General features: G+C 36.3%; 24 protein-coding genes. 10 read left to right on the top strand and 14 right to left on the bottom strand.

Going from position 1 to position 24,666, the window contains the following annotated elements:
- Positions 1-35: 35 nt before the first annotated feature.
- The 7 genes from AA650_RS19805 to AA650_RS19775 form a co-directional block, all read right to left on the bottom strand.
- Complete coding sequence (locus AA650_RS19805) at positions 36-344, bottom strand: hypothetical protein (protein WP_053540347.1); 309 nt, start codon at positions 342-344, stop codon at positions 36-38.
- Between the two features lie 126 nt (positions 345-470).
- On the bottom strand, positions 471-1,322 hold the full coding sequence (locus AA650_RS19800; RefSeq protein ID WP_053540346.1) for a hypothetical protein: 852 nt from the start codon (positions 1,320-1,322) through the stop codon (positions 471-473).
- A 6-nt stretch (positions 1,323-1,328) separates the two neighbouring features.
- Complete coding sequence (locus tag AA650_RS19795) at positions 1,329-1,739, bottom strand: hypothetical protein (protein WP_053540345.1); 411 nt, start codon at positions 1,737-1,739, stop codon at positions 1,329-1,331.
- Between the two features lie 46 nt (positions 1,740-1,785).
- Positions 1,786-1,968 carry a hypothetical protein gene (locus AA650_RS19790; RefSeq protein ID WP_053540344.1) on the bottom strand — a complete coding sequence of 61 codons (183 nt, stop codon included), beginning with the start codon at positions 1,966-1,968 and terminating at the stop codon, positions 1,786-1,788.
- A gap of 91 nt (positions 1,969-2,059) precedes the next feature.
- A complete protein-coding gene (locus AA650_RS19785; protein ID WP_053540343.1) occupies positions 2,060-3,016 on the bottom strand; it encodes a tetratricopeptide repeat protein in 957 nt (318 codons plus the stop codon).
- Between the two features lie 222 nt (positions 3,017-3,238).
- On the bottom strand, positions 3,239-4,258 hold the full coding sequence (locus AA650_RS19780) for a transposase (protein WP_053537527.1): 1,020 nt from the start codon (positions 4,256-4,258) through the stop codon (positions 3,239-3,241).
- A gap of 76 nt (positions 4,259-4,334) precedes the next feature.
- A complete protein-coding gene (locus AA650_RS19775) occupies positions 4,335-4,631 on the bottom strand; it encodes a hypothetical protein (protein ID WP_053540342.1) in 297 nt (98 codons plus the stop codon).
- Between the two features lie 577 nt (positions 4,632-5,208).
- Between AA650_RS19775 and AA650_RS19770 the strand changes: the two genes are divergently transcribed.
- Entirely contained in the window at positions 5,209-6,783 is a 1,575-nt protein-coding gene (locus AA650_RS19770) for a group II intron reverse transcriptase/maturase (RefSeq protein WP_053540341.1), read from the top strand.
- A gap of 81 nt (positions 6,784-6,864) precedes the next feature.
- Here AA650_RS19770 and AA650_RS19765 read toward each other — a convergent pair whose 3' ends face one another.
- Positions 6,865-7,743, bottom strand: coding sequence for an NB-ARC domain-containing protein (locus AA650_RS19765; protein ID WP_053540340.1), 879 nt, complete (start codon positions 7,741-7,743; stop codon positions 6,865-6,867).
- Between the two features lie 179 nt (positions 7,744-7,922).
- Here AA650_RS19765 and AA650_RS19760 point away from each other — a divergent pair, with 179 nt between their 5' ends.
- From AA650_RS19760 to AA650_RS19750, 3 genes are all read left to right on the top strand, one after another.
- Complete coding sequence (locus AA650_RS19760) at positions 7,923-8,468, top strand: RICIN domain-containing protein (protein ID WP_053540339.1); 546 nt, start codon at positions 7,923-7,925, stop codon at positions 8,466-8,468.
- A gap of 131 nt (positions 8,469-8,599) precedes the next feature.
- A complete protein-coding gene (locus tag AA650_RS19755; RefSeq protein WP_053540338.1) occupies positions 8,600-9,124 on the top strand; it encodes a hypothetical protein in 525 nt (174 codons plus the stop codon).
- Positions 9,125-9,447: 323 nt separating this feature from the next.
- A complete protein-coding gene (locus AA650_RS19750) occupies positions 9,448-10,026 on the top strand; it encodes a Uma2 family endonuclease (protein ID WP_053540337.1) in 579 nt (192 codons plus the stop codon).
- A 66-nt stretch (positions 10,027-10,092) separates the two neighbouring features.
- On the opposite strand, the gene AA650_RS19745 is transcribed toward AA650_RS19750, so the two are convergent.
- The gene (locus AA650_RS19745; protein WP_053540336.1) at positions 10,093-11,589 is read right to left on the bottom strand and encodes an HlyD family efflux transporter periplasmic adaptor subunit; all 1,497 of its coding nucleotides are present in this window, start codon (positions 11,587-11,589) and stop codon (positions 10,093-10,095) included.
- Between the two features lie 380 nt (positions 11,590-11,969).
- On the opposite strand from AA650_RS19745, the gene AA650_RS19740 reads away from it, so the two are divergent.
- The gene (locus tag AA650_RS19740) at positions 11,970-12,875 is read left to right on the top strand and encodes an alpha/beta hydrolase (RefSeq protein ID WP_053540335.1); all 906 of its coding nucleotides are present in this window, start codon (positions 11,970-11,972) and stop codon (positions 12,873-12,875) included.
- Between the two features lie 155 nt (positions 12,876-13,030).
- Here AA650_RS19740 and AA650_RS28210 read toward each other — a convergent pair whose 3' ends face one another.
- From AA650_RS28210 to AA650_RS19720, 4 genes are all read right to left on the bottom strand, one after another.
- Positions 13,031-13,393: a hypothetical protein gene (locus tag AA650_RS28210; protein ID WP_027404412.1), complete on the bottom strand. Its 363-nt coding sequence runs from the start codon at positions 13,391-13,393 to the stop codon at positions 13,031-13,033.
- 11 nt (positions 13,394-13,404) lie between these two features.
- Positions 13,405-13,905, bottom strand: coding sequence for a hypothetical protein (locus tag AA650_RS19730; RefSeq protein ID WP_053540334.1), 501 nt, complete (start codon positions 13,903-13,905; stop codon positions 13,405-13,407).
- A gap of 157 nt (positions 13,906-14,062) precedes the next feature.
- Complete coding sequence (locus AA650_RS19725) at positions 14,063-14,299, bottom strand: DNA-directed RNA polymerase subunit omega (RefSeq protein WP_027404411.1); 237 nt, start codon at positions 14,297-14,299, stop codon at positions 14,063-14,065.
- Positions 14,300-14,319: 20 nt separating this feature from the next.
- On the bottom strand, positions 14,320-14,655 hold the full coding sequence (locus tag AA650_RS19720; protein WP_053540333.1) for a hypothetical protein: 336 nt from the start codon (positions 14,653-14,655) through the stop codon (positions 14,320-14,322).
- Positions 14,656-15,149: 494 nt separating this feature from the next.
- On the opposite strand from AA650_RS19720, the gene AA650_RS19715 reads away from it, so the two are divergent.
- The 3 genes from AA650_RS19715 to leuS all read left to right on the top strand — a co-directional run bounded on the left by AA650_RS19715 (position 15,150) and on the right by leuS (position 20,356).
- Positions 15,150-15,938, top strand: a complete 789-nt coding sequence (locus AA650_RS19715; protein WP_053540332.1) for a TIGR01548 family HAD-type hydrolase — start codon at positions 15,150-15,152, stop codon at positions 15,936-15,938.
- A 54-nt stretch (positions 15,939-15,992) separates the two neighbouring features.
- Positions 15,993-17,366: a cytochrome P450 gene (locus AA650_RS19710; protein WP_053540331.1), complete on the top strand. Its 1,374-nt coding sequence runs from the start codon at positions 15,993-15,995 to the stop codon at positions 17,364-17,366.
- 146 nt (positions 17,367-17,512) lie between these two features.
- Entirely contained in the window at positions 17,513-20,356 is a 2,844-nt protein-coding gene (leuS, locus tag AA650_RS28800; RefSeq protein WP_053540330.1) for a leucine--tRNA ligase, read from the top strand.
- 480 nt (positions 20,357-20,836) lie between these two features.
- On the opposite strand, the gene AA650_RS19700 is transcribed toward leuS, so the two are convergent.
- The gene (locus AA650_RS19700; protein ID WP_053538824.1) at positions 20,837-22,492 is read right to left on the bottom strand and encodes an IS1634 family transposase; all 1,656 of its coding nucleotides are present in this window, start codon (positions 22,490-22,492) and stop codon (positions 20,837-20,839) included.
- A 333-nt stretch (positions 22,493-22,825) separates the two neighbouring features.
- Here AA650_RS19700 and AA650_RS19695 point away from each other — a divergent pair, with 333 nt between their 5' ends.
- A complete protein-coding gene (locus AA650_RS19695; protein WP_053540329.1) occupies positions 22,826-23,386 on the top strand; it encodes a DUF4433 domain-containing protein in 561 nt (186 codons plus the stop codon).
- Between the two features lie 8 nt (positions 23,387-23,394).
- Positions 23,395-24,585, top strand: a complete 1,191-nt coding sequence (locus tag AA650_RS26875; RefSeq protein ID WP_081424279.1) for a macro domain-containing protein — start codon at positions 23,395-23,397, stop codon at positions 24,583-24,585.
- Positions 24,586-24,666 lie beyond the last annotated feature (81 nt).

Raw genomic sequence — 24,666 nt, 5'->3', positions numbered from 1 at the left:
TCTCTAAGAAGTCGGGGACCTCAAACCCTTACGGTTTAAAAATCAAAGATGAAACTTTTACCTTTTCTAATTGCTTGTAAGGCTTTGATCTGATGGGAATAAAGTTGGGTTATTCCTAATGATTGTAGGGCTTTGATTAGTTGTTTTGGTAGGTCTTTGGGGATGGTTTTGAGGTTGGGTTCGGTGGCGGGAATTGTTTGTTGATAGAGTATTTCTTCTGCTAGAAATTCGGTGATTTCTGTTGGTTCTGGGGGATGATTATTTGAGGGGGAATTTTCGGGAATGGGTGTGGTAGGTGGTGTCCACAGGCTTTGTAGTAATAAGCTGTAATTGGGCGTGTTCATGGTGGTGTTTTTTGAACTTTGCCCTCATAAATCCCCCATTGGGGGAAGATATTAAGTTGACAGAAGTAAACTCTGAATTTACAAAGTTATTTTTGATAAATGCTATAGTAATTTACTAGAAAATTATCATCTGGCAAAGATTTTCCTCTCTGAAGGATGTTTGTAATGGGGTTGATTAATTGTTGGACATAAATAGTCAAAGGAATTATCAGTATGTTCTAGTTGCATATTCCGGGGTGCATTTAAAGCAATGACAGCATCTCCAATTTTTTCACAACGGTTGCAGTCACAGGCTGTTGCTCCTTGAGCTAATATTTCTTTTAAATTATTGGCAATATTAATAAATCCTCTAGTATTTGAGTTTTTGGGTAGTTGAGCAGCAATTTGAATTAATTGCTCAATTTCTGCACGGTATTGTACTAAAAGAACTTGGTCAATCTGACAGTTGCTGCGACATTTTTTTACATCTCCAAATTCATCAGCAAACTGTTTTAAGCCAGCAGCCAGATTTTGTAAGTCAAGGGTAAGCGGTACAAGGGCGCGGGTACAGGTGGTAGAATCTGTATTGGTATTATTAAACTTTTTTCTGAGTAGAAGTTCAAAACGTTTGATATAAATTCCTAAAATAGAGATAGCTTTTTCTTTATCTTGGGGACTACTAAAGTTGAGTTGGTGGGTGCTAAAAAGTTGGGGAATAAGTTGTAAAATAGCTTTAAGTTCGCTGGTTTTAAATCTATTACTCCACAGTGCGATCGCATCGCCAATATTATTTATAGTTTCTAGGCGCAGCACAAAGTAGAAGGAAATAAGATTAATCAGATAACTGCGCCTCATCTCCATCTGCACGTAATTAGAAATATAAAGCGTTTGGTCAGTAAGTTGAGATTCAAAATACTGCTTATAGACTTGCGTACCTAGTAGCAAAGAACGTAAAACTGAGGTATCTAGAAAGTGTTGAGGAATAGATTTATCATCCATTTGCTATTATTCCTCGTCTTCATGTATATCCAGGCTTTCATCAAGTTTGACTCCAAATGGTATGGTATCAAAGCCTAAGTTTTCTAGGGTTAAAATTGCTGCTTCAACTGATGAATTGTTGATTGTTTCTTGATTGACTAGGGATGTAAGTAATTCACAAACTCCTTGATATTGACTGGCATTATAGTCAATCCAACGATTAGAATATGCAAGTGCATCATGTAATGCCATTACCACTTCTGTATAGGGGTCAAAAGGTAATTTATCGCGCATAATACGCATGGTACGCAGTAAGTTATCTGCATAGACAGATGCTATTGGTTCTCCAGAGCAAGAGGCGAGCTTTTGTAAATCTACTAAGATAGTCTTGGTAAGTTCTAATCCTGAAACTTCTAAGACATTCTGCTTAATGTTCATTGTTTTTGTTTAATAATTTTTGAGGGTTTAAGTTAGCTATTGGCTTCTATTTTAATACATATTTATTCCTATTGATAATTATTGGTGGATAGAGTATTTCTTCTCCTATAAATTCGGCGATTTCTGTTGGTTCTGGGGGATGATTATTTGAGTGGGAATTTTCGGGAATGGGTGTGGTAGGTGGTGTCCAAAAGCTTTGCAGTAATAAGCTGTAATTGGGCGTGTTCATGGTGCTGTTTTTTGAACTTTGCTCTCATAAATCCCCCATTGGGGGAAGATATTAAGTTGATAGAAGTAAACTTTGAATTTGGTGTTATTCGTCAGTAAGTGTGAATTGGTGTTTGGCTTTTTTGGGCTTCTAATCGCTCACGAAGACTCGCAGCGCGATCACGTACAGCTATTATTTCAGTACCAGCTACAAGTTCTGCTTCACTAGCTAAATTTATAGCTTCATCTTTATTACCTTCTATCTCAGCTAATTCAGCCATTAATAACAATACACCAGCAATTGTATCAGGACGATTAATCTCTTTGCTGAGTTCAAGACTTTCTTGATAATATTCTCTTGCTTGTGTATAATTTTGCTGAAATAAGTGCCATTTACCCAAATTTAACAATGGGTCAGGTAAAAAATAACGATTTTTTTCTCTTAGTTCAGGATATTTTTCTAGCAAAAACTGGTAATTTTTTACCGATAGGTTAAGTTGGTGATAACTTTCATCAAAATTTTGTAACTCTAAATGAATACATCCAATAACATTGGGTAATTCAGCTTTTTGAAAATCCCATTTATCATCATACTGATGTATTTTATGATTAGCTTCTACAATATTCCACGTTTGATTGTAATAATTTAGAGCAACATTTAGTAAATTCTGGCGATGTGACAATACTCCTAAATATCTCAATAAGCGACATTCTCCCTTAATATCTTTAATTAACCGATATTTATTTAATGAATCATTAAAATATTTTTCGGCAGTTATAAAATCCTCCCATTCCATACAAATCCAACCTATTTCGCTTAGTAATTGTCCTTCTATTTGTATAGAATTAAGGGATTTAGCAACTCGAAGCACAATATTCCCACAACGAAAATAGTCATTCCAGTAACAGAAGGAAAACAAGTCACCACTAGCTTTTTCCCAAATTTGATATAGCGAGTTAAATGATCTTTCGCTTTCACTATTTAATGGCAAACACTTCTGTTCAAATCTTAGTAATAAACTAAATAAATTTTTTCTTTCTTCAACGATTGTTAAATCTACTGTAGTCATACTTGATCTACCTATGATTTTTATATATCAATACCAAACTTTGATTTAGCAATTTGTTCTAAATCTTGAAGTGAGGGTTGCCAATTATCAACCAAGCCATTACGTACACTACTTCTAATCCAAGGATGTAAATCATATCTCAGATTGCTTTTTTCCAGAAATGTTGAATAGCGTAATAAAACTTTACATATTGAAATAAACTTAGCCTATAAGTGCTATTTTTCATCTTATCCAAATAAGTTTTCTAAACCAATGAACATAACTTATTTCCTGACACATATAGGACTGAAGATAACGGAGTTTATCTAATAAAGTTTTGCCAAATTCTTGCGGTATTTCTATTAGTTGCAATATCAAATAAGCGATTAAACAGCACATTATCTGAATTCTAATTCCATTCTCATTCTTTGTCATAAGTCTGTCTAACTTGAGGTGCATTTTTAAGAATTTCCATAACAATTCAATTTGCCATCTTTGTATGTAAATTTCCATAATCTCTTGATTACTAACTTGCTCTTCTCCTTCATTTAATAAGTTTGTTGCTAAACGAAATTCACTCTTAGTTTCTATATCACAAAATGCTACTACTCTAATTTCCACTTCTCTTTCATCTTTGCCAACTTTACAATTACCATTTTCTAGCATTTCTAAAGTGACATTATTTTTAATTCTTAAGACAAAAGCTTTATTTTTTTGTTGTTTTAATTCAGATATTCTTTCGGAGGATGCAAATCCTCTATCCATTATCCCTACTCCTTTTGACGGAATTGCTTCTACTGTTTCTTGTCCATATTTATGGTCATGTCCTTGCCCAAAATGAATCACCATTCCACCAACTTCTGATGTCAAACTATCTAACCCACAAAATAGTTTTACTTGATGATATCCTTGACTCCATAATAATTTACTTGTTAATGTAATAATTGTTGAATCTATAGGAAATAATGCTTGGGTTTCTTCCTTTCCTTTTTTCTTTCTCAGTTGATTGTTTAATTCAGTTATTATCTCCAAAAATACTTGAGTATCTCTCTTTTTACTTGCCTTGGAAAAATTTGATATTTTTAAATCTATCCCTTGATTATTTAGTCTTTGAAATAAATCTCTCATACTCACTATACTTTTATCCATGACATACTGTAACCACACTGATACAAATGAAAATGTGTCCAGAACTGGATAATCTTTTTTGGGCAATGGTTTCAATATTGTTTTGACCACTTCTGGGAAATTCTTTAAGCGCATAATTTGATAATTCTTTATCTAGATTTTTTTAGATTGTATCAAATTATGGTACTTTTTTTTAATCTTTTCCTAACATTCAACACTTCTGGCTTTTTTCATCTGTTTTGTCTTCTACTAAATACCAACGTCTCAATTCAGATAGTGCTGTATTTAACTGCAAATTCGATAATCCTCGAAAACTAGATAACTCTAGTTGAGTAACACCTGCATCATTCTGACCCATATAACGCAGTACATCCTGTGATATATTGTTGATGCGTTGCCATGCTGTTTCTAAAGTAAACTTATAAAACTGTTCTACTTCTCCCTGAGCTTGTTCTAACCCAGCTAGGACTGGCTCAATTGCATTGTAATGTAAAATACTGCTGACCACAAAATGCAGTGCTAAGGGAGCGCGTGCGATTCGTTGTTAGCTGAATCACGGTATCCAGCCCGTACATAAGCTAACCAACCCCATCCAATCATGGAAAAAGGTTGAACTCTCGGTCTGATATGGGTGCAAGTCCCATCTACCAGACTCAGGTATGACTCCCCATCTGCCCACGATAACCCGACTCGGTTTCGGGAGGTCGAAGCTGGGAACAGGGCATAATCAGACATCCGTTGTGGGGTGACACTGGTGCTAAAGGGGAGTTCCCACGGTGAAACAGAGCCTTAAAAAGCGACCTACTTAGAGGCAGGGCGCAACATCAAAAACCCTGACCACACTGGAGTTAATTCCCGCCGCATCCTGCGCTTGATAGCGGTAAGAGTCCAGGGAATCCAGCGGTTGAAGTGGCTACACCTAACGGAACTAACAATCATCCGAGGGAACGAATAAAAACGGATTGAAGGTCTAGGGGCGGTCGAACCCCATAAGTAGGCTGGACGAGCAGCGGAATCCCTTCAATCCGGGTAGGACAGACCGTAATTGGTCTGAGGTGTTCAGAATACACAGATTGGAGCAGAGCATGATTGGACACAGAGACAACTCTAGTGAATCTTGGAAGAAGTTACCTTGGAAGAAATTCCGCCGTAACCTATTCCGCCTACAAAAACGAGTGTACAAAGCGGTTCAAGTTGGAGACAAGCGTAAAGCTAAGTCCCTACAAAAGCTGATTCTGAAATCCTCCGCAGCGAGATTACTGGCTATCCGTCAAGTATCACAGCTAAACGCTGGGAAAAAGACCGCAGGAATTGACGGCAAAAAGTCCCTTACCTTTAAGGAACGCTTTGAGCTTAATGAACTGCTAAAAGCATCCGCCAACAACTGGAAACACCAGGGGCTAAGAGAAATACCCATCCCCAAAAAGGACGGTACTACCAGGATGCTGAAAATCCCTACTATTGCAGATAGGGCGTATCAATGCCTTGTCAAATACGCATTAGAACCAGCACACGAAGCAACCTTCCACGCCAGGAGCTACGGGTTTAGGACAGGACGCTCGGCACATGATGCCCAGAAATACCTGTACAACAACCTATGTTCTACACGAAATGGAATAGATAAACGAGTTATAGAACTCGATATTGAAAAATGCTTTGACAGGATAAACCACACCGCCATCATGGACAGACTCATCGCTCCTTACAGCATAAGACAAGGAATCTTCCTTTGTCTCAAAGCCGGAGTTAATCCAGAGTTCCCCGAACAAGGAACACCTCAAGGTGGCGTGGTAAGTCCACTATTAGCTAACATCGCCTTAAATGGAATTGAAAGTATTCATAGACACCACACGGTTTCTAAAAATCGAATCACAGACAAGACCCCAAAGGAACATATTATCGAACCTTCAATCCGTTATGCGGACGACATGGTGATAATACTCCGACCCCAAGACGATGCCACAGAAATACTTGAAAAAATCAGTCAGTTTTTAGCAGTGCGGGGAATGAAAGTCAGTGAGAAAAAGACGAAGCTAACCGCCGCGACAGATGGGTTCGATTTCCTAGGCTGGCACTTTAAAGTTCAGAAAAACGGGAAGTTTAGATGCGTTCCATCAGCGGACAACTTTAAATCTTTTCGCAAGAAAGTAAAACATATCGTCAACAACTCGAATTATGGTTCTACCACAAAGGCTGAGAAATTAGCCCCTGTAGTTAGAGGTTGGAGGAATTACCACCGCTTCTGCAAGATGGACGGGTCAAGAAACTCGTTATTCCATATCCAAAACAGAGCATTTAGGGTATTCAACAAGGAAACTAAGCTAAACCGCTACTCTAGCAAGAAATTACTAGATAAGGCGTTCCCAGCAGTTCCTTACTCCGAACACAAACATATCATGGTCAAAGGAGAGAAATCACCTTACGACGGAGATTTAAGTTATTGGAGCGAACGTAATAGCAAGCTCTATAACAACAATACCTCTAAAGCCCTCAAACGGCAAAGCCATAAATGTGGTCATTGTGGTCTTAAAATGCTCAGTGATGAGAAGGTACATCTACATCATGTTGATGCCAATCATAACAATTGGAAACCAAAAAACCTTCTAGCAATTCATGAAAGCTGCCACGATTATATTCACATGAGCAAAAGCGAAAGCTAAGAACATCGGAAGCTGGGTGCAGTGAAAGCTGCACGCCCAGATTTAACAGAGAGGGGCGCGGGATAATACCCGCCCTCGACTCTACCCACAAGAAAGTTTATGTATTCTCTCAATTTGTTCATTACTTATATTTTCTAGTATAGGTATCTCATTGTATTTTGCTTCATCCTTTAATAATTCACCAGATGATGTTATATCTAGTCCTTCAATTGGAATCAGCCCTACGTAGGGAGGCTTGGTTTTCACACGACTAGTTAAAAGCGCCCGACTCGGACTAAGTATGCGGTTAAGTTTTGAAAGAATACTTTCTAAATCTGCTGTTTCAGCGTTGTCTAATACAACAAGTAATTTTTCTTCTTTAAGACGTTGGTGAACTCCTTCTACCGGACACTTAAGTTGTTGATCAGCTATTTCATGAAGAAACCTATTCCAATTTAGCACTTCATACTGATTTTCTTCGCTAATACGACCATCAACTAATTCTGTTTGTCTAGCTGTCACCCACAGAACATCTGCAAAAGTATTATTTTTCAGAGCAGTTTTAGCAATTTGTGTAGCAGCCTCTGTTTTTCCATACCCTGCACTACCACTAAGAGCAAGAATAGATGGTTCTTGTGGATCAGATAAGCGGGATAAAACTTTTTCAACTAGATCCTTGCGCCCCCATAAACGACGACAGCGAGTATTTGGGATATATAACCCACGTTGGGTATTTACTCCACCTTCTCCACCGTCTATTTCTGACTCTAGGTCGGCAATCTCTCTCCATTCTAACCCTAATTCATCACATATACTTAGGAAAAATCGCCTGTCTATAGCTACTCCAGCAAAAAATTTGCTTACAGTCTGCCGAGTACAATTTGCAGCCCCTGCTAAGTAATCTTGCGTGCAATCTTTACCATTGAATTTTTTTTCAGCCTTTTTCAAGCCTGATTTTGATGCTCGAATTGACCGTACCATTACTCACCCCAAATAAGTTTTACATCTTATACAAGTTTTACATAACTTTGACATTGAAATCAAACCTAGTTTCCAAAAATTCAGGTTGAAATAGATTTATTGGCACAAGCAACCATTTCTACTCGGTTGCTAATAACACTTTTTCACAGCATCTAACTACTAGCTAACAGGGAAATTGTATGAATCACTTGTTGAAAGTTGCAACTGGAGCATTATTTATTGCTGGCATTTCTCTTGGTAATGCAAATTTAGCTCAAGGAGCAGTAACCATTGAACGTATAAAGAATAATGACGGAAGCGGTTACGCATTGAATTTATACAACTTGAATTCAAGAGTCAATTTGTACGACTTAAAAAATCCAGACAGTTTAGAAAAGTGGGATTTTGATGTTTTAGGTTCTGGGGATCGCCAAACAGGCTTTGCGACCGCAGAAGTAAGAATAAAAAGTAACTACAATTCTAACTACTGTATGACAGCAAGCTCTGCTAATAATAATGCTTCAATCTATGTACGCCCTTGTGGACAAGCAGCAAACCAGAATTTCATTAAAGAAGACATATACAATGGATCATTTACTGATGTTCGATTCAGACTTAAAGGCACAAACTCTTGCATTAATGCTCCAAATGTAAATCTATGGAACGGAGGATATGTCTTTATGTATGCTTGTAATGCAACACTAACTGGAGATCCTGAACAAACCTTCCGAATTCGCTCTCGATAAAGAATGTAGAGAAGTTCAATAAAATCTATTCTAAGGAAGTTGAGCTTTTTTAGGTGCATTTATAGAACATTCTTCACTAGGGTCTATATGACCCTAGTTTTTTATCACTCTAGCTTTTTAACAAAAAAATCATGAGTAAATTGTATCTTTTTTCTATTGTTATAGTATTTTTAATTACATACTCATTAGATGCTTTAGCGGCTGGAGGAGGCGATCCAACAGCAGATCAAGTTGTAACAACTGGAACGAATACTACTTCTGCTCCCAATACTGGAACTGCATCTGATTTAAATACAAACAGTATTAATCAGGGTTTTTTACCTTATCCCGGTTTTTCTAGCTCTAGCTATAGTGGTTATAGTAGTACATTTACTACTCAATGTGGGTTTTCAATTTCCACGGCGTATGGAAACAATGGTAATCCTTTGAGTAATAATGGTTGGCAAATTGTTTCCACATTTAACACAAATCCCTGTGTCAATCAAAGTAATGTGGAAAAATTCAGACAGGAGAATGAAAATAAACGTGAGACAATAAGAGCAAATGCTCAAATTATTAATACTTGTATTAATGGACGAGTACAAGCTGTCCAAAAAGGTATTAATCCTGATATTGTTTGCAAATTTGAGTATTTCCAAATACCAAAGAATCCTTAATACTAAGTTTGAAATAAATGAAATCCCCCTTTGACTACAATTTTTATTTATCAATTCCACATTAGTGAATTTGGATTTTAGACCGACATCAAACATCCAATCCAAAATCCAAAATTATCCCTTAACTTCCTCCTAATTAAACCACCTGAAACAACATACAAACACCAAGAATCACCAACAACAAATCCCTACCATCAGCACCCCTCTTCATTTTGTAGACCTTTAGTTGCTTATCTACATTAGTAGCCACAAACACCAAAGGACAAGGTATTGTTGATGAAAGCGATTTTAATTTGTGTTGAGGGCAGATGAGGTAATAAAAAATGATTGCTGTAAAAGATAAGTTTCCTAAATTAACACCCGAAGAATATTTTGTCTGGGAAGAACAACAACTGCTTCGCCATGAGTATCTTAATGGTGAAATTTACGCTATGAGTGGGGGGACTCAAAATCATGGACGGATTGCTAGTAATATTATTTTCATTGTTAAAGGTCATTTACGGGGCGGTGGTTGTCAGGTTGGTAATTCCGATTGTCGTGTAAATATTGTGGAAACGAAAGATTATGTTTATCCTGATGTGAGCGTTACTTGCGACGAGAGAGATAGGACTGCAATCCAAGCCATTCAATATCCCTGTCTAATTGTTGAGGTTTTATCTCCCAGTACAGCCAGTTATGACCGAGGAGATAAATTTAGATTGTATCGTCGCAATCCTAGTTTGCAAGATTATGTTCTGGTTGATGCTGAGAAAATAGCGATTGATTTATACCGCAAAAATGATCGCGGTAATTGGGAGATTTTTAATTATCAGGTGGGGGATAATATCGAGCTAAGAAGTATTGATTTAAGTTTTCCCATTGAGTCGGTTTATGAGGATATTGTTTTTGAGGAATTAGGATAAATTGTTTTGAGACTCGTTCCTGACTGGGCGCAGGCCCTGCGCCCCTACATCCTGAATCTATGACTTTTATCTCACAGAAAATGCCTCGCTAAAACGTCGAGTAATGGGTTCAATAATGAATGTTAAAACTGACTTTTTGCGAGTGACTATTTCGGCATTAGCCGCCATTCCTGGATTGAATTCTACGTCTTGTCCGCGGACATTTAAAGAATGTTTACTTAATTTAATTCTGGTGGGAAAAACCAAACCTAAGTCTTTATCAATTATGGCATTGGGACTGATTTGTAATACTTCACCATCAACTACACCAAATTCTTGAAACGGGAAAGTGGCGATTTTGACCTTTGCTTTCATTCCCTGATTAATAAAACCAATATCACGGTTAATAACTTTTACTTCTAAGAGCATTTCTTCCCCTTCTGGTAAAATTGATAGTAGTTCTTCTCCAGATTGGACTGGACCTTTGGTAGCTTTAATTTTGTAAATTGTGCCAGCAACGGGGGCTTTAATAGTTTCTCCGTCTTTTTGTTGTTTGGCTTGTTCTAATTGACCGGCAACGGTAGCTAATTCTTCTTTGCGTTTATTAATTTGGGTGAGAATTTCACTTTGACGTTCTGAGGTTAACCGGATGTTTTGATTTCGGGCTGTTTGATAAGCCTGTTCTGCTTGATTTATTTCTTGAAATTGGGCAGCAACGTCTTTTTCTAAAGAGGCAATTTTATCTTTTGCTTCCGTTAAATTATTTTGGTTTTTGGTAACTTCATCAGCATTTCTGATAATATCTGCATTGGCACGATTTAATCTTTCTTTAGCATCTAAATAATCAACTCTGGTTAAAGCACCTGGTTCAACTAAGGTACGAAGATTTTCTTCCCGTTGTTTAGCAATAGATAAATTATTATCTAACATAGAACGTAAACTTTTGACATTTTCTAAGTTTTTTTGCACATTGGTAAAACTGACTTTAGCATTGGCTAAATTTTCTTGTAAGCGACTCAAACGGACTTTGGCTTGATTGAGAATTGATTGTTGACGTTTGGCTTCTGCTGCTGCTGCTGCTTGTTTGGCTTTATAGTCTAATAACCGCGAGTTTAAAAGTTCATCTTGGAGGATTGTTCCCGCAGTTTTGCCTCCAGAACGTTCAGCTTGTAATCGTTGTAAATCATCTTCAATTAATTTACTAGATTTGGCTAGACGGTTGACATCTGTTTGCTGAAAATTGGGATCACGTTGAATGAGAATTTGATCTTTGGTGACGCGATCGCCTTCTTTCACCTTGACTGCTAAAATAGAACCATTACCCAAAGCTGTCACCGGTCTAACTTGGGTAGAAGAAATTAATTCTCCTGTTGCTGTGGCGACTTCATCAATTTCTGAAAAATGCGCCCAGGAAATTGTTCCAAAGATGATGAAACTAATTGTTCCTGCTAATAATCTTGTATAAAGCGGTGGTAATTCCTGGACAGCTTTCCCCAATTCATAGGATAATTGTTCTTCTGGTTTCGCAAATCTTTCTTTTGTTTGACGCGCTTGCACAGCATTTGCAGCTAGGGAAAATTTCATAATTTGTCAGTTTTGTTAGTTGTTTTTTTATTGATTGATGCCAATTTCATCTCAGCCTTATCAAACTAACTTCTTCAGGGGAAAAGGCTTAATGTGGTAATTTTGTGAAGCTGCATTAAGAATTGGTGTGGGCAATAACTAAATGTTTAATAGTAATCTATGCCAATATAAAATATTGTTATGTAAGTCACTGAACATATCCAGATCCCCGACTTCTTAAAGAAGTCGGGGATCTATATTAATTATTCTGGTTATTTTGATAACATGATTGTTTTTAGGAAAATTATCTGTATTTATTCCTACAGTTAGAAGCACTTTTCTCTACAATATACGTTAATAAGCTAGTAGCTTACTAGATAGGAACGTAAAAAATTAACTCTATGATTTACCATAGCAATGCGATCGCATCTCGTAAAGAGGGAAAATTTTCAGGTGTGTGTGGGCTTGATTTGTATTACCAAAGTTGGCATCCTGGCGGTGAAATCAAGGGAATCTTAGTCATAGTCCATGGACTCGGAGGACATAGCGGACTTTACAAGACGATAGTTGACCATTTGTTACCAAAAGAATATGCTATCTATGGCTGTGATTTACGTGGTCACGGGCGTTCATCTGGTCAAAGAGGTTACATTAATACCTGGGCTGAATTTCGTGATGACTTACAAACTTTCCTCAATTTAATTCGACAACAACAACCAGGATGCCCAATTTTTCTATTAGGACATAGCATGGGGGGAGTAATTGCCTTAGATTATACTCTTCGTTATGTGCAAGATAAATCTGCGTTGTCAGGTGTGATTGCTTTTGCACCCAGCATTGGTCAAGTGGGAGTACCCCTGAGTCGCGTCGTTTTAGGTAAATTACTCTCCCAAGTGTGGCCCCGTTTTTCCTTAAATATTGGCTTGGATGTCCGCGCAGGTTCACGAGATCAGAAAATCTTAGATTCCTATACTCAAGATAAATTACGCCATACTCTCGCTACTGCTAGGTTATCTACGGAGTTTTTTGCCACAGTAGATTGGATTCATAATCATGCGAAAAAATGGCAAGTACCATTGTTAATTTTACATGGTGGTGCGGATAGAATTGCCTTGCCAGCAGGAAGTGAAATATTTTATCAAAATGTTATCTATCCAGATAAATTAAGAATTGAATATCCTGGAGGTTATCATGATTTACACTACGATATTAATTATCTTCAAGTAATCACTGATTTACTTAATTGGATGGATCAACATTTACCTGCTACGGTAGTTCCATTAGAATCAACGATCAGTAATGAATAATCAATAATAATACAGTAGAATTCAGGAGTCAGGAGTCAGGAGTAAAACTGGTTTACAAGCATATTATAGCCCCCTCCTCGCTTGCGGGGAGGGGTTGGGGGTGGGGTTAAAAAATGCCCTATACATATACATTTGCATTTAGTGTATATTGACAGTTAATTAATCCGAAATAGATAAAAGCCAATAAGTACCAAAATAAAAATCATAGTTGTAGAATAGACAATTACATCTTTCACTAAAAAGGAAATCCAATCTTTTCTCAACTCCTGTTTAAACTTGAGTTCTCGTAATTTACGCTCAAGTTCTATATCTTCTTGATCAGGTAATCTAGTGTAAGGAATAATTTGGATATCATTAATAACTTCCTCTGTCGTGTCTGGATTTTGCCAATTATCCAATCCATGATTAGATTCAGTAGAAATAATTGGTAAATTATCTAAATTGCCATTTTTAAGTTCTTTTTTAATGACCTTCTTCGCAATTTTGACGATTAGATCTTCTAAATTTTTATCCACCATATCTGGTAAAGTTACATCTTTTGAGCAGGGGGACTAAAAATATTGACTAAAACTTGGACAAGGTTGTTTCTTTGACGACGGGTAAGTTTACTAATTGCCATGCGATCGCCAACTAAAGGATTTTGTGTTAAAATGTCATTGCCTGGATAACTATCAACATATATAGTCTCATTCGCATCCAAATAATCAGCCAAAGTCAGTTTCCAATCCAGGCGATAAATTGGGGATCTACCCTTATTATAAATATGATAGCGAATTAGGCGACTAGCCAAAGTATCTGTAGCTACAATTTTTCCAGTTACTTTACTAACATATTGGTTTTCTTGGGGAAAATCAGGAATTTGTTGATATACTTTTTGCCAGACATCGCTAGGAGTAAATATTTGCGCGGCTGCGGGTGCAATATGCAATAAATTAGTATTTCCTATTCCCAAAACAACTATTATCACCGACATTAAAGTAATGATAAATGGTGAAAAAAATTGCCCTATCAAAAGTTTTTGCTGTTTCATTTACATTACCCAAAATACCGCCAAACTTAGAAGTAGGGCGACTATAAGTCGCGTCTACACAGATAAAACCCACTTTCGTGGGTTAAATTTCTATGAGTCCACGAAGGTGGACTTTGCTTGTGTAGCTGCGAATTTTATTCGCCAGGATTTTTTTAAATTACAATTCACCGATAATTTCTGGCTGATTTAATTCATCAGACATTTCAATAATTGCTCTGAGTACAGGCTTCATGATAGAATCTTCGTTATTTTCAAAATCTTCATAACGTCGCCGTTTAGCACGATTTGCCACCTGTACGGTAATGCGATAGCGGTTTGACGCAGCACTAATTAATTCTTCAGAACGGTGCATGATTTGAGACTGAGTTGTCTCGAACTTGGAACGCTTAAGCATAATTGATGACTCTGGAGATTCTATCCTAGTTTACTCGGATTTTTCAAATTTAGATATGGAAACGGGAACGATCCTTGAGAAATTTGCCTAAGTAGGACAATGAGACTGAGAATTTGCCGGAATTGTTGGATTTTTTGTTTAAAAAGTTGGTTCTCTAAATGGAGATTTGCAATCTTTTTTTTAGCTAAATAAATATTATCTGGCAACCTATGTAAAGCTGCATAACTAGCACATTCATATTGATTAAATATATCCGTTATCAAGGCTAGAGTATTTTTGGCTTTTCGTAATTGTTGAGCTAAATAAAAGAGCATAATAGAAATAAAGATGTTAATCAGGACAACGATAGTTACCATACTTTATATTGCTTGCCACTGATTTAATCGCAATTGTAGCCTTATTATATCAGCATTGTCAGTTTTTAGCCTTTTATCTATAGGAATTAAAAAATCAGGCGTTACTGATAGCCTGCGTGGCGATAGCCATATGGAAAGATGAAATTGGTAAATTTAACCTTTGCAACCTTAATTCTTTGCGCCTTTGCGCCTTGGCGTGAGACATATTCATATATTTTAGGACTTACGCACGCTCACTAACTTACCATCATATGAATGAACGAAATTGCGTCGTTTTCGGCTTTGGGAATAACTTATTGAGTAGGGTGCGTCAGATAGAGGAAATCTGTTTTTTACCAAATTATTGGGTCTGACGCACCCTACAAGAGATAAAATCCACATCACATATTTAGAAAACTTTGTCAATGCGTAAGCCCTATATTTAATCAGCAACACCAAAAATCAAATTAGAATTACTATAGAATTTTGTATATCATCCTTTTCTAGTTTCTGTCATGACCGCAAGCACAAGAGCAATAGTTGTATTTGATATAGACGGGGTTATCCGTGACGTTAGCGGCTCATATCGTCGGGCAATATCTGATACAGTCGAACATTTTACCTGCCAAGCCTATCGTCCCACACCAACAGACATTGACAACCTCAAATCAGAAGGAATTTGGAATAACGATTGGGAAGCCTCCCAAGAATTAATTTACCGCCATTTTGTCAGTCAAGGACAACAGCGAGAACAACTACAATTAGATTATGAAAATATTGTTACTTATTTTCAAAGCCTTTATCGGGGTACAGACTCCGAAAATTGGAACGGCTACATTTGTCATGAACCTTTATTAGCACAGCCTAGTTATTTTCAAGAACTCACGCAATCTGGTATTGCTTGGGGTTTTTTTAGTGGTGCTACTCGCTTGAGTGCTAACTACGTTTTAGAAAAACGCTTAGGTTTACAATCTCCTATCCTAATTGCTATGGAAGACGCACCCGGTAAACCAGATCCTACCGGACTTTTTGCGACTATTAACATCTTAGAAAATGGTAATAATCAAAAACAAACAGTTGTCTATGTAGGTGATACTGTAGCAGATATGCACACTGTAGAAAAAGCCAAAGCCATAGATAATTCTCGGATTTGGTTAGGTGTTGGAGTATTACCTCCCCACGTTCAGGAAACAACAGCAGTTAGTGAAGCTTATACACAAAAGCTGATACAAGCTGGGGCAAAGCTAGTGTTTAATAATGTGCAAGAATTAACAATGAAAACGATTTCTCAATTAGAATCGTGAACTCATACCCGCCGATTTTTCTGAATTATCTAGAACAATAGAGAATTTATCAAAATGTCTAATTTAAAACTACCTAATGGACCGAACACTCACCCTTGGATACAAACATTCCAATGGGTAAAAAACCCTTTGGGATATCTGGAAGAATGCGCCAAAAATTATGGTGATACTTTCACCTTAAGAATCGGTCCACTTTTTAAACCACAAGTATTTATTAGCAATCCCCAAGGGATTCAACAGATTTTTACCACAGACCCCAAACAGCTAGATTCTGGTACGCCCGCAGGATCGGGAGTGCCGCTTTTGGGACCAAATTCTCTCTTATCCTTAGAAGGTAAAACTCACCAAAGGCAGCGAAAATTATTAACTCCTCAATTTCATGGGGAACGGATGCTAAATTATGGTGAATTAATTAATAATATTACTCAGCAAGTAACTAGTAAATGGCAAATTGGGGAAGTTTTTCCAATTTTGTCTTCTATGCAAGAAATTTCTTTTCAGGTAATTTTAAAAGCTGTATTTGGATTGAAAGACGGGGAACGTTACGACAAACTCAAACAGAATCTAATTGCTATTCTCAATCCCAAAAGACCTTTGTTCAGGGTAGCAATGATTATGTTTCCATTCTTGCGACGGGATTTAGGTGCATGGAGTCCTTGGGGACGCTTTTTAAGATTACGTCAAGAGCTAGATGATATCATTTATGCAGAAATTCACGAAAGGCAATTACAACCAGATCCATCTCGGACTGATATTCTATCTTTAATGATGGCTGCTCGTGATGAAGTTGGAGAAGCAATGACAGATATAGAATTACGTGATGAGTTGATGACTTTGTTAGTCGCAGGTCATGAAACTACAGCCAGTTCTTTAGCATTTGCTCTATATTGGATTCATTCTCAATCAGGAGTCCGTGAAAAGCTATTAGCAGAATTGGATAGCTTGGGTGAAACTCCTGATGCAAATGCAATTTTCAAATTGCCTTATTTGAATGCTGTTTGTTCAGAAACACTGCGTTTATATCCAGTAGCAATGTTAGGATTAAATCGCTTGGTGAAATCACCATTAGAAATTGGAGGTGAAAAATTTGAGCCGGGAACTATTGTCGTTCCCTGTATTTATTTAACCCATCATCGCCAAGATTTATATCCTGATTCTCAACAATTTAAACCAGAGCGTTTTTTAGAACGGCAATTTTCTCCTTCTGAATATTTACCTTTTGGTGGTGGTAATCGTCGCTGTATTGGCATGGCTTTTGCATTATTTGAAATGAAAATTGTGTTGGCAAAAGTGCTATCTAATTGGCATCTAAAATTAGCGGAAACCGAACCAGTTAAGCCTGTTCGCAAAGGCTTATTATTAGGTCCTGGTGGTGGTGTCAAGATGATTCTCAAGGAGAAACGTCGGCAAAATCAACCAGTTATCTAAAAAGCGCGTTAGTTAAAGAACCTGCCTCAGAACGAATTTTTGTGGAACATTGAGTGGAACATTTAATTTCTAGCCACAATACCTTCGCGGCAGTCGAGATTATGCCACAATAGCGAAATTAGCTAACAGCATTAGGAGTTTTAGTTGTGGAGTCCCCCCAAAAAACGTTATACCAACCAGCCACAATAGAGGAAAAATGGCAAAAAACATGGTCAGAACTTGGCTTAGATAAAACACCTCAAGATCAAAATAAGCCAAAGTTCTACGCGCTTTCCATGTTCCCTTACCCATCCGGTAGCTTGCACATGGGTCATGTACGAAACTATACAATCACAGATGTGATTGCCCGCCTCAAACGGATGCAAGGGTATCGGGTATTACATCCAATGGGTTGGGATGCTTTCGGACTACCCGCAGAAAACGCCGCCATTGATCGAGGTGTACCCCCTGCCAAATGGACATATCAAAATATTGCCCAAATGCGGCAACAATTACAACGTCTCGGTTTATCCTTAGATTGGGAAACTGAACTTGCTACCTGTTCCCCAGATTATTATAAGTGGACACAGTGGATTTTTCTGCAATTTTTACAAGCAGGTTTAGCTTATCAAAGAGAAGCCGCAGTGAATTGGGACCCCATAGACCAAACTGTATTAGCAAACGAACAAGTTGATAACGAAGGACGTTCTTGGCGCAGTGGGGCAATAGTTGAACGTAAATTACTACGTCAATGGTTTTTTAAGATTACCGACTACGCCGAAGAATTATTAAATGACTTAGATAAACTCACAGGTTGGCCAGAACGAGTTAAATTAATGCAAGCCAACTGGATAGGAAAATCCACAGGTGCTTATTTAGAATTTCCTATTGTCGGCTTAGATGAAAAAATCGGCGTTTATACTACCCGTCCCGACACTGTTTATGGCGTGAGTTACGTCGTTTTAGCCCCAGAACACCCCTTAACTCAGGTTATTACCACATCAGACCAAAAAGCAGCAGTAGCAGCCTTTATCAAGGAAGTCAGCAACCAAAGCGAGTTAGAACGGACTGCGGAAGATAAACCAAAACGGGGTATTCCTACCGGGGGAAAAGTCGTGAATCCCTTCACTGGGGAAGAAGTACCCCTATGGATTGCAGATTATGTTCTCTATGAATATGGTACAGGTGCGGTAATGGGTGTACCTGCCCATGATGTCCGCGATTTTAAATTTGCCAAAGAACAAAATTTAGCTATCAAAGTGGTGATTGTGTCAGAAGAAAAAATCAACACAACATCTATTTTAAAATCATCTTTTAGTGAAAAAGATGTCCAAATACGTGCTTATGAAATTTGGCAAAAAACTGGTAATTCAGATTCACAAACTAACTACTTTCAAGCTAAACGTGAACTTGAAATTGGATTTAATGAAGAAGATATCCAAATACGTGCTTATAAAGTTTGGCAGAAAACTGGTAATTCAGATTCACAAACTAACTACTTTCAAGCTAGACGTGAATTGGAAAAAGAATTTCAACGGAAACAAAAAAGCACTTTCATTTTAGATGCAGCTTATACAGAAGCGGGAATTTTAGTTAATTCTGGTGACTTTAATGGCATGAATTCTGTAGATGCGAAAAAAGCCATTATCGAATTTGCCGAAAAACACAACTTTGGTAAATTAAGAATACAATATCGCCTCCGAGATTGGTTGATTTCTCGACAACGTTATTGGGGCGCACCTATCCCTGTTATTCACTGTCCTGAATGTGGAATTGTGCCTGTCCCTGACAAAGATTTACCTGTACAATTACCGGAAGATATTGAATTAAGTGGTCGTGGTGGTTCACCTTTAGCACAATTGGAAAGTTGGGTAAATGTGCCTTGTCCAACTTGCGGTACTCCTGCGAAACGGGAAACCGATACAATGGATACTTTTATTGATTCTTCCTGGTATTTCTTGCGTTATTCTGATGCCAAGAATGAGGAAAAGATTTTTGATTCTGGTAAAGTAAATGATTGGATGCCCGTAGATCAATATGTGGGGGGAATTGAACACGCAATTTTACATTTATTGTATTCGCGTTTCTTCACCAAAGTATTAAGAGATAGAGGTTTATTTAACTTTGATGAACCATTTCAAAAGCTGTTAACTCAGGGAATGGTACAGGGTTTAACTTACATGAACCCAAATAAAGGTGGTAAGGATAAATGGATTCCTTCCAATTTAGTTGATGCTAATAATCCTGTAGATCCACAAACTGGAGAACCTTTACAACGTCTCTATGCTACCATGTCTAAATCAAAAGGAAATGGTGTTGCACCGGAAGATGTAATTAATAAATATGGCATTGATACGGCGCGAATGTTCATTTTATTTAAAGCACCTCCTGAAAAAGATTTAGAATGGGATGAGGCTGATGTTGAGGGACAATTCCGCTTTTTAAATCGCGTTTGGCGGTTGGTGACAGATTATGCTGCTGCGGGAGTTTGTCAGCAAAAAGCGGAAGTTGATAAGTTAAATAAAGCCGAAAAAGATTTGCGTCGCGCCATTCATATTGCGATTCAAGCAATTACGGAAGATGTGGTAGATGAATATCAATTTAATACGGCAATTTCGGAATTAATGAAGTTAAGTAATGCCTTAACTGATGCTGATTGTCATAATTCGCCAATTTACGCCGAAGGGATTCTAACTTTGGTGATTATGTTAGCGCCTTTTGCACCGCATATTAGTGATGAATTATGGCAGTTATTGGGGAATAAAAGTTCTGTGCATACCCAAACTTGGCCAAGTTTTGATCCTGCGGCTTTGATAGCTGATGAAATTACTTTGGTAATTCAAATTATGGGTAAAACTCGCGGTGCTATTCAAGTTCCTTCACAATCTGATAAGGCGGAATTGGAAAAATATGCGCGGGAGTCGGAGGTTGGACAACGTTATCTTGAAGGTAAAGAAGTTAAAAAGGCGATCGTTGTTCCTGGTAAGTTGGTGAATTTCGTTTTGGGTTAGGTTTTTTGTAGGTTGGGTTAAATAAAATGCAACCCAACATTTATGGTAACATACTGATGGGTGGTGTTGAGTTTCGCACCTCCACCCAACCTACAACTTAAACTATAGATAGAAAAACATGAATAGCAATTTCCCATATCAATATCTTGAAAAATATAACCCACATTCCGCACCCTTGACTGTCACAAACGGTGATTACGGAGGTAAATTGATGAAAAATGAGTAAAAGAATACATTTATCTATAAAAAAACAAATTTTAGATAGGAAAATTGATTCAGATACATTCTCAATAAGAAGCAATAAAGAATGAGGGTGGTTTCTGGCAGAAAATATAATATAATTTTATTGTTAGTCTATCAAGACTTAATCATAACTTATATCCTTCTAGAAATAAACTTAAAAACAGCATTAAAACTTAAACTCATTAATAAAATCAATGAGTCAAATTGTATAATTAAACTATTAATAATGTTGATAAATCAACTTATATATCTGTAGTAATTACGGCAAGCTTCTGGGAGGAATAGGAGAATGTACTTCATTTCTGATGTCAAATTATAAAATTCTCTTTTTCCTTGAAAAGTCACAAGATGAACTGATTGAAAACATTGAAATATCCACCGCATAGTTGGATTGTTTATGGCCTTTCCTAATTGATTTTTTACAGTATAGTTTAAAGATTTTAAAGCTGCTCTAATTTCTCTTTGTGCTAGAGTATAAACTAGCAAACATAACCCCATTATCATTGCCAATGCTTCTATTCTTTCTGGGCTTTTTAGAAAAATACTATCTGCTAAAAATAAAGGATTTTTGAGAAAACTAAATCCCCTTTCACAGGATTGCTGCGCTTTATATTCAGACAGCATTTTATCTTTACTCAGTTCCTTTTCTGATAAAACATTGGTGGCAATTATAAACCTTCCTGCACTTGACATTTCTTGCTCAATAGTATCTTTATTTTCAACAACTGTTGCTAAGATTTGATAGTATTTTGATTGATTTTCTTCTTTGATTTTAGGACTTTTTTCGATAACTTCAATATTTTCTACTTGATGATATTTAAATTCTTTACTTATTTTTGTTAATTCCTTTCTAGCATCAGCCGCACAAGCAAATTTTTCTTGCGATAGGTTTTTTAACTTACTTTGAGTATTAGTCAAAGCTTTTTCTATTCTCTTTGATAATTTCTTTAAGTCAGATTTTTTTCTATCTTGACTTTGTACGATTAACCATCTTTGCTCTATATCTCCATAAGTTATTTTCTTCTCGGCATAAGAATATCCTGCTTTTTCACTTTTAACAAATTCCGATTCTGCTAAACTCATCACTAAGTTTTTTGCTGATTTTATCGTTAAGGGTACTCTGGTTAACCATTTGAGACTCGACATTAACTTGATATTTGATTCTGTATATAATGCGCTATCTGCTACTATCAAACTATCAACTTGTATTCTTTTCTGATATTCAACTGCGATTTCTCCAAATTTTTTAGAATCAACTTCATTCCCTGATACTGCTTTTATATATATTGGTATATCTCCATCTCCTGAACATACTAATTGTGTAATAAATTGTTTTAAATCTGGACGATGATCTCTAGAATAACCGTAAGTCAGCTTTATCGCTTGAGGTGATTGACTCTCTTCATTTTCTTTTTCTAATGAACCTGATTCTTTTGAATCTTCAAATATTACTGATGGTAAACTATTTTCATATTCTCCATGTACATGAAATGATGTTGAATCCAAGTGTGATGATGAGAGTGATATCTGATATATTTCTACTGCATTTAAACTGACGGCTAAAAATACTGTATCTAGTCCTTTTATAAATAATTTATCTAATACTCTCCCCAGCTTGTCATCATTGAGATATTCTGCTTTTACTCCTACACCAATTAAATGTTCACAAGCAATTAATTCAAAGAATTTTGGAAACATATATAACGGCTGTGACATCATACTTAAGCCGTTCAAAATCATCGCCTTTACCACCTGACCTGCACTGACTTTTTCTCCTGGCTCTGAACCTACTAAATTATTAATTATTTCTACAATCCCTATTGAATCTACTATTCCTGCTACTATCCCTAAATGGTCTATCTTCTTCAATTCCAGGTCTTTTGTACTAAACATGGTAACAGAAACTCCATATAAGTATCTGTTACCATGTTCTCATTTTTCTGTTGATTTAAAACGTTTTTTTAGTTTTTTATAGTCATTGAGGATAAAGCTTTCAATGATTCTGGACTAGGTTTTCCATTACAATCACCTCAGAATCAAAATTTCGTACTTAGTCGTTTTATTGACTATATATCTGCTTTAATAGTAATTATTCCTATTTAGCCTCAATAAATTTTAATCACCCCTCACAGGTATTAGTTCTTATGTACTAAATATATCGGTTTTCTTGGGGTGTGACACTTGGGGGTGCGGAATGTGGGATATAATATCAAGTACCTTTATCATATGACCGCTATTAGCAATCTACCTTCCATATTACAATATGGACTATTATCACATAATGAGGCTCATAAGTTAGGTCTGGTAACAGATATATCTGATCCAACTGTACAGTATCTCAGAAGTAATCGTATAATTAATGATATAGAATTACATAATTATGTACCTTTTTATTTTTCTCCAAGAAATCCCATGCTTTATGTGAGAAGAGAAATACAAAACCAAATAGTTTTTCTTGGTGTAGATCCTTGTTTACTTTTTCAGTCAACAACAATATTTTCCGATGGTAATGCTGCTTCTCTTGATACTAAATTCTATCGAGGTGTATCTTTACTAGATAATCTACCTTGGGATATAATTAATGCAGGATATTGGAATGATATTCCTGATGGTAAAAGAATAAAATGTGCTGAAATTCTGGTATATCCTAAAGTTTATATTAACAAGATTTTGAAGATATTTTGTTGTTTACCAAATCAAGTCGAACAAGTTAGAGCTATTATTGACTCACTTTCAATAGATGTTAATATTGTAGTGGAGATAAATCGAAATCTATATTTTTTCTGAGGATATGTATGTTAAAATACACTGATACTACTGTGTTTAATGTTGGCGCACAAACTATAGTCAATACAGTCAATTGCGTAGGTGTTATGGGAGCAGGATTAGCACTAGAATGTCAATTGCGTTTTCCAGAAATGTTTCAAGATTATGTAGAAAGATGCAAAAGCAAGTCTGTCAAAATTGGTAAACCATATTTATATCGGTCTTATGGTAATCCTTGGATAATGAATTTTCCCACAAAAAATCATTGGAAATATCCTTCAAAAATTGAATGGATAGAACAAGGTTTAGATTATTTTGCCAAAAATTATGAACGAGGATGTATTCAATCAATTGCTTTTCCAAAACTAGGCTGCGATAAAGGAGGATTGAATTGGAGAGATGTTCAAACCATAATGGAGAATTATCTTCAAAACCTTAATATAGATATATATATATGTCTTGACCGTGAATCAGAAGCAACTGGAATTGAAGGTGTGATGACTGAATTATTGAACAATAAACAAAATACTTTCTGGGCTGATAAATTAGGTATAAAAAATGATATATCAAGGAAAATATTAGAATCTTTACCAATAAAAAGATTTAGAGATTTAGGTAAAATTGAAGGAGTTGGTAAGCAAACCTACAGAGACATATTTAAGTTTTTATATTCAGTTGCAGTTCAAGAAGATTCTATCTCCAGTCAAGACCATGAAATAGCAAATGTGAGTCATCTAATATTTCCTGTTAATACTTCAGTAGAAGTAACAGAAATAGGTGATATTGCAGTTACCCAAACAGAAGACAAAAATGCCACTAATGAACCTATCATTATTAAATCTAACAGTGGTTATCAATTAGATACAAAACGGCGTAATTATCTAATATGCGAACTTAAAAATTCAGTAGGTTTAGAGTTTAATGAATTACACAAACTTAAATGGTGTGATTTCATGACTGACGAAGTTACTGGACAAATAGCTGTATTTGGCAAGGTTATTTCATCATCAATATGGCAAGAAATTCAATTAATGAAGAATAATTCAAATTTAGACTCTCATGTATTTTTTAATAGTAAAAATGCAAGTAACTTATCAGTTAAGACTATACAAAAAATTATTCGTGATGCGACGAAAAAGACTGAAGATGTTAACAAGTTAAATTCTCAAATATTACAAGATATTCCAGAGAAGCAACTAGAGTTAAATTTAACTTACTAATACATTGGGTATATCATCTTAATGTTATGTTAAATTGAGTTTGTAGGTTGGGTTAAATGAAATGCAACCCAACTTATGTAT

Origin of the sequence: Anabaena sp. WA102 (assembly GCF_001277295.1) — a bacterium.
Classification (GTDB): Bacteria; Cyanobacteriota; Cyanobacteriia; order Cyanobacteriales; family Nostocaceae; genus Dolichospermum; species Dolichospermum heterosporum.
The sequence above is the reverse complement of the archived record's forward strand: the minus strand, read 5'-3'. Positions and strand labels throughout refer to the sequence as shown.

Bases quoted from the DNA above. Each gene is read 5' to 3' on its own strand.
- AA650_RS19750 (WP_053540337.1), top strand. From the start codon at position 9,448: ATGATTGCTGTAAAAGATAAGTTTCCTAAATTAACACCCGAAGAATAT.
- AA650_RS19720 (WP_053540333.1), bottom strand. From the start codon at position 14,655: ATGGTAACTATCGTTGTCCTGATTAACATCTTTATTTCTATTATGCTC.
- AA650_RS19730 (WP_053540334.1), bottom strand. From the start codon at position 13,905: ATGAAACAGCAAAAACTTTTGATAGGGCAATTTTTTTCACCATTTATC.
- AA650_RS19700 (WP_053538824.1), bottom strand. From the start codon at position 22,492: ATGTTTAGTACAAAAGACCTGGAATTGAAGAAGATAGACCATTTAGGG.
- AA650_RS19725 (WP_027404411.1), bottom strand. From the start codon at position 14,299: ATGCTTAAGCGTTCCAAGTTCGAGACAACTCAGTCTCAAATCATGCAC.
- AA650_RS19800 (WP_053540346.1), bottom strand. From the start codon at position 1,322: ATGGATGATAAATCTATTCCTCAACACTTTCTAGATACCTCAGTTTTA.
- AA650_RS19715 (WP_053540332.1), top strand. From the start codon at position 15,150: ATGACCGCAAGCACAAGAGCAATAGTTGTATTTGATATAGACGGGGTT.
- AA650_RS19805 (WP_053540347.1), bottom strand. From the start codon at position 344: ATGAACACGCCCAATTACAGCTTATTACTACAAAGCCTGTGGACACCA.
- AA650_RS19795 (WP_053540345.1), bottom strand. From the start codon at position 1,739: ATGAACATTAAGCAGAATGTCTTAGAAGTTTCAGGATTAGAACTTACC.
- AA650_RS26875 (WP_081424279.1), top strand. From the start codon at position 23,395: ATGTTAAAATACACTGATACTACTGTGTTTAATGTTGGCGCACAAACT.
- AA650_RS19695 (WP_053540329.1), top strand. From the start codon at position 22,826: ATGACCGCTATTAGCAATCTACCTTCCATATTACAATATGGACTATTA.
- AA650_RS19765 (WP_053540340.1), bottom strand. From the start codon at position 7,743: ATGGTACGGTCAATTCGAGCATCAAAATCAGGCTTGAAAAAGGCTGAA.
- AA650_RS19785 (WP_053540343.1), bottom strand. From the start codon at position 3,016: ATGACTACAGTAGATTTAACAATCGTTGAAGAAAGAAAAAATTTATTT.
- AA650_RS19790 (WP_053540344.1), bottom strand. From the start codon at position 1,968: ATGAACACGCCCAATTACAGCTTATTACTGCAAAGCTTTTGGACACCA.
- AA650_RS19740 (WP_053540335.1), top strand. From the start codon at position 11,970: ATGATTTACCATAGCAATGCGATCGCATCTCGTAAAGAGGGAAAATTT.
- AA650_RS19710 (WP_053540331.1), top strand. From the start codon at position 15,993: ATGTCTAATTTAAAACTACCTAATGGACCGAACACTCACCCTTGGATA.
- AA650_RS19745 (WP_053540336.1), bottom strand. From the start codon at position 11,589: ATGAAATTTTCCCTAGCTGCAAATGCTGTGCAAGCGCGTCAAACAAAA.
- AA650_RS19760 (WP_053540339.1), top strand. From the start codon at position 7,923: ATGAATCACTTGTTGAAAGTTGCAACTGGAGCATTATTTATTGCTGGC.
- AA650_RS19755 (WP_053540338.1), top strand. From the start codon at position 8,600: ATGAGTAAATTGTATCTTTTTTCTATTGTTATAGTATTTTTAATTACA.
- AA650_RS19770 (WP_053540341.1), top strand. From the start codon at position 5,209: ATGATTGGACACAGAGACAACTCTAGTGAATCTTGGAAGAAGTTACCT.
- AA650_RS28210 (WP_027404412.1), bottom strand. From the start codon at position 13,393: ATGGTGGATAAAAATTTAGAAGATCTAATCGTCAAAATTGCGAAGAAG.
- AA650_RS19780 (WP_053537527.1), bottom strand. From the start codon at position 4,258: ATGCGCTTAAAGAATTTCCCAGAAGTGGTCAAAACAATATTGAAACCA.